The following is a 274-nucleotide window of genomic DNA, read 5'->3' on the forward strand; positions in this document are numbered from 1 at the left end:
GTGATGTCGATGCGAAACACGCCTTTCTGCTGTCCGCGCAGGAAGAAGGCGTCCAGCGCTTCCAGGTAGGACTGCCAGCGTGCGCCTTCGCCGTGCGGGTCGAGGAAGTCCGGGCGGTACTGGAATACCAGGAATACCAGCAGCTCGCGGTGGGTGAGGTGTTCCTTGATCAGGCGCTGCAACGCCTCCAGAGGCTCGGCATGCTCCAGGTCGCAGGCCTGGATGATCTGGTTCAGTACGGTCTCTCCGTGGTCCTCGAGCATCTGCACCAGGT

General features: G+C 62.4%; 1 pseudogene. It reads right to left on the minus strand.

Going from position 1 to position 274, the window contains the following annotated elements:
* Window positions 1-274, minus strand: a pseudogene (gene nfxB, locus ACLJNW_RS24950) (efflux pump transcriptional repressor NfxB); the annotation flags it as partial.

This window comes from Salmonella sp. SAL4457 (genome assembly GCF_046548235.1).
Classification (GTDB): Bacteria; Pseudomonadota; Gammaproteobacteria; order Enterobacterales; family Enterobacteriaceae; genus Salmonella; species Salmonella enterica.